Below are 3,319 nucleotides of genomic sequence, written 5' to 3'. Positions count from 1 at the left end.
TCTAATTGAGGGTTTTTATTAGTAATGATTTCTTTTTGTTCGATGCTAATTTGGATGTTAAGTGAACCGATGCCCTTATCATTTAATCTTATTTGTGGGCGTTTAGTATCATCGTAATCATTGTTATCCACTTTTAAACCGACATTTAAATATTTTTCGGGATTAATAAAAGTTTGTTGTGTATCATATTTAGTTGATATTTTCAAATATAAAGGAACATTAATATCCATTCCGTTGGAGTTTAGTGTCGCTTCGTGTTCGATCGTAATTAAGTGATTATATTTTTGTTCGTTTAAGTTTGGAATAGGAATTGGTAAAAGGGTTTTATCTTCATTATTGCCACCTGTTCGTTCAATAGTGAAAAAAGGAAGATTGTTCATTAATTGAATTTTTTCTTTTCTTTGTTTAGAAAAGTAATTAGTTAAAGCGAAAATGGATGCGGTAGTGAAAAAGATAGCGATAATAATTGTGATAATAGTTAATATTTTATTTTTGTTTTTTATGTTTTTATTCATATTATTTAGTTCCTCCTGGGATGAGAGATTTAATCAATTCAAGAGAATTATTAATTCCTGTTGTTAACCAGGGAATTTTATTATCGTAGTAAATAATAATGACTTGTAAAATAAAATGTAAAATGATCGTTATGTAAGCTATTTTTTTTAATAAATTGCGTTTTTTTATTGGGATAATAGTTATATTTTCTTGTTTGGGGTTAGTCATTGTTTTTATTTCTTGGTTTTGGTTTGTTTCGTGAGTATTGGGTTTTGTTTTTTTCTTAATGATTTTATTCATATTTAATTTCTCCTTTGTTGGTTGATATTGGTTTATTCTAATGTTAAATCTTTAACTTTATTTTTAATGGTTTGAGAAAGTTTGAAAGAGACAACGGTTTTCGCAAAGATTTTGAGTTTTTTGTCTGTTTGGGGGTTTCTACCAGTGTAGGCTTTACGAGTTTTTAAAATGAATTTACCTATTTTAGAAGATAAAATTACTTCTTCGTTGGAAGTAATGGATTCTATTAGGGTATGTTCGAATGAATGGTAAAATTCTTCTGTTTTTGAAATTGAGGTTTTATTAGCCTCAGCTATTTTTTTAATTAATTCTTTTTTAGTCATTTTTAAGTTTCTCCTTTTTGTTTGGTTTATTATTTTTTTTAGTTTTAGATTTTAATTTGCTGCGGCCTTTGAAGTAAGTACCACGGTATATTTCAGTCATGGCGTCGCTCATATGATTTTTTATTCTCCTTTTATTTTGGTTTTCTTTTGAAAAGTTAAGATGTTCAACATCGATGTTTTTTTATTTTAAAATGGTAAATTATCAGTTTGAGATTTATTATCTAAAAAGATGACTTTATGGACGATCACTTTTGTATTTGTTTTCTTTTGACCTTCGTTATTGGTATATTTTTGGATGGATAATGTTCCTTCGAGATAAATTTTCGATCCTTTATGTAAGTATTTATGAAAATTTTCAGCTTGGGTTCTAAAAACTACACAAGGAATATATTGAACTTTGTCTTTGGTTTGGTTAACAGCTAATTGAAAATCTATTTTTGGAATTTGTTCGTTATTACTGTTAATGTATTGTTTTTCGAGGTCATGTGTAATTCGACCGATTAATTGAACGTTGTTTAACATAATGATATGCTCCTTTTTGAAGTTTTTCTAATTGGTTAAATTTTTGATTTTGACGAATTCTAAAACTAATTTAATTTTCTATTTTTTGGAATTTTACGTTTCGTTTATATCAAAAATTAATCTTTGAAACAGTTTAAAGACTTGTTGAGGTCAAAAATTTAAATTGATTTTTTAATAATTGGTAATAATGATTTCATGATTATTGTTTTTATTTGTCAAATTATAGGTAGTACTAGATTTGATACTTTGGAAGTAATAATTTTTAAATAATGCTCTAATTTCGGGAGTATCATAATTGGTGTATAACCATTTAACTCCTCTTTTATCGGCTTTTTCGAGACAGTTGAATAATTTCACTTGTTCAGTAAAACCAAAAACTCCTTTGTAAAAAGATGATATAGTGATGTTTTTGCCGTTGTAATAAGGTGGATCAATAAATACAAAATCATCTTTCTTGGCGTTGGCAATTATTTTTTGATAATCAGTACACAATAAGAGATGTTTGTTTTTTTGAAAATGTTTTTGTAAGGAGAATAAATCATTTAAATTTAATAGGCTAGTTTTATATTTAGACTTATAACCAAAAGTTGTATATAAGGATGCATTATCTTTGTATCTTAAAATGCCACGAAAACAATATTTACTTAAAATAAAGAAAAGTGCTGCTTTGGTTAATCTTTTTTTATTTTTAGTTAATAAATGATTATATTGCTTTAATAAGGTTTTAAAAGCTTCTTTTTGTTGTTTTTGTTGTGATTTGGGATATTGATAAATAAAGTTTTCAACAGCTAATGCTTTATTATAAAAATCTGGGAGATTGTATAAAACGCTTTTCCATATTTGGATGAGTTGTGTGTCATTATCGTTTAAAACGGCTTTTTTAGGCATTAAGGATAAATATAAGGCGCCAGTTCCTAAAAAGGGTTCGTAATAAGTTTTAAATTTTTTAGGAATTAAAGGTAAAAGATGTGGTAATAATTTCTTTTTGCAACCAACCCAATTAATGAATTTTTGCATTTTTGTATTCCTTAATCCATAAATAAAATAAAAAGACAATATCCGATATAAGACTGATAAATGTATTAGCTTTAACGCCTAATTGAAAATTAAAAGATAAAGTCATAATATTAGTGATAATAAAACCAATATAGGTGAAACTTAAGATAGTTAAAATAATTTTAGGATTCAACTTCATTTATATTTCCTTTCTTAATAAAAAAAGACCTTATTCGGGTCTTTTTATTTTTTTAATTTATTGATGGCGATGTTTTTAAGAGTTTCTACTTGTCTTAAGGTTAAATTTAGTATTTGTGCTATTTCGTGATTAGAATAACTAGGTTGATAATCTTCGTTAATATTTCCTAAAGGAACTCCAAAATTTAATTTAATGACATTAAACTCCTTTTTGCTTAATTTAGTTTTTAGTTTCTTTAATAAGAGTTCATGATTTACTTGTTTTAACCATAATTGGTGAGGGTTAAGGTTTTGATAATGCCATGTATGTTTTTCTTCTTGAAAAGAAGGGTTATTGGTTTTATGAATCTTTTGAGGAACGGAAGGTGAATGACTTTTTCTTATTAATTCTCTGATTTCTGATTTGATAGTTGGTGTCGCATAAGCGATAAAGTCATAACCTAAATCTACATAATTATCTAAAGCCTTGATTAATCCTAAAACCC

The 3,319-nt window shown here is 26.5% G+C and carries 7 protein-coding genes; all 7 read right to left on the bottom strand.

The genetic code is table 11. From position 1 onward, the window contains the following. On the bottom strand, positions 1-515 hold a 515-nt coding region (locus RI68_RS01390; protein WP_017193470.1), incomplete at its 3' end, for a hypothetical protein. 1 nt (position 516) lies between these two features. Then, positions 517-795 (bottom strand): hypothetical protein, encoded by a 279-nt coding sequence (locus tag RI68_RS01385; RefSeq protein ID WP_017193034.1) that lies wholly within the window; start codon positions 793-795, stop codon positions 517-519. A 32-nt stretch (positions 796-827) separates the two neighbouring features. Then, entirely contained in the window at positions 828-1,118 is a 291-nt protein-coding gene (locus RI68_RS01380; RefSeq protein ID WP_017193469.1) for an HU family DNA-binding protein, read from the bottom strand. 186 nt (positions 1,119-1,304) lie between these two features. Next, on the bottom strand, positions 1,305-1,640 hold the full coding sequence (locus RI68_RS01375) for a single-stranded DNA-binding protein (RefSeq protein ID WP_017193467.1): 336 nt from the start codon (positions 1,638-1,640) through the stop codon (positions 1,305-1,307). Between the two features lie 171 nt (positions 1,641-1,811). Next, complete coding sequence (locus tag RI68_RS01370) at positions 1,812-2,657, bottom strand: DNA adenine methylase (RefSeq protein WP_017193466.1); 846 nt, start codon at positions 2,655-2,657, stop codon at positions 1,812-1,814. Continuing rightward, positions 2,641-2,835 carry a hypothetical protein gene (locus RI68_RS01365; RefSeq protein WP_017193465.1) on the bottom strand — a complete coding sequence of 65 codons (195 nt, stop codon included), beginning with the start codon at positions 2,833-2,835 and terminating at the stop codon, positions 2,641-2,643. The genes RI68_RS01370 and RI68_RS01365 overlap by 17 nt, the downstream gene beginning before the upstream one ends. A gap of 44 nt (positions 2,836-2,879) precedes the next feature. Continuing rightward, positions 2,880-3,319 (bottom strand): sigma-70 family RNA polymerase sigma factor (locus RI68_RS01360; RefSeq protein ID WP_017193464.1); only part of this gene is annotated, 440 nt, incomplete at its 5' end.

Source organism: Vaccinium witches'-broom phytoplasma str. VAC (genome assembly GCF_000309405.1).
GTDB lineage: Bacteria > Bacillota_I > Bacilli_A > Acholeplasmatales > Acholeplasmataceae > Phytoplasma.
The sequence above is the reverse complement of the archived record's forward strand: the minus strand, read 5'-3'. Positions and strand labels throughout refer to the sequence as shown.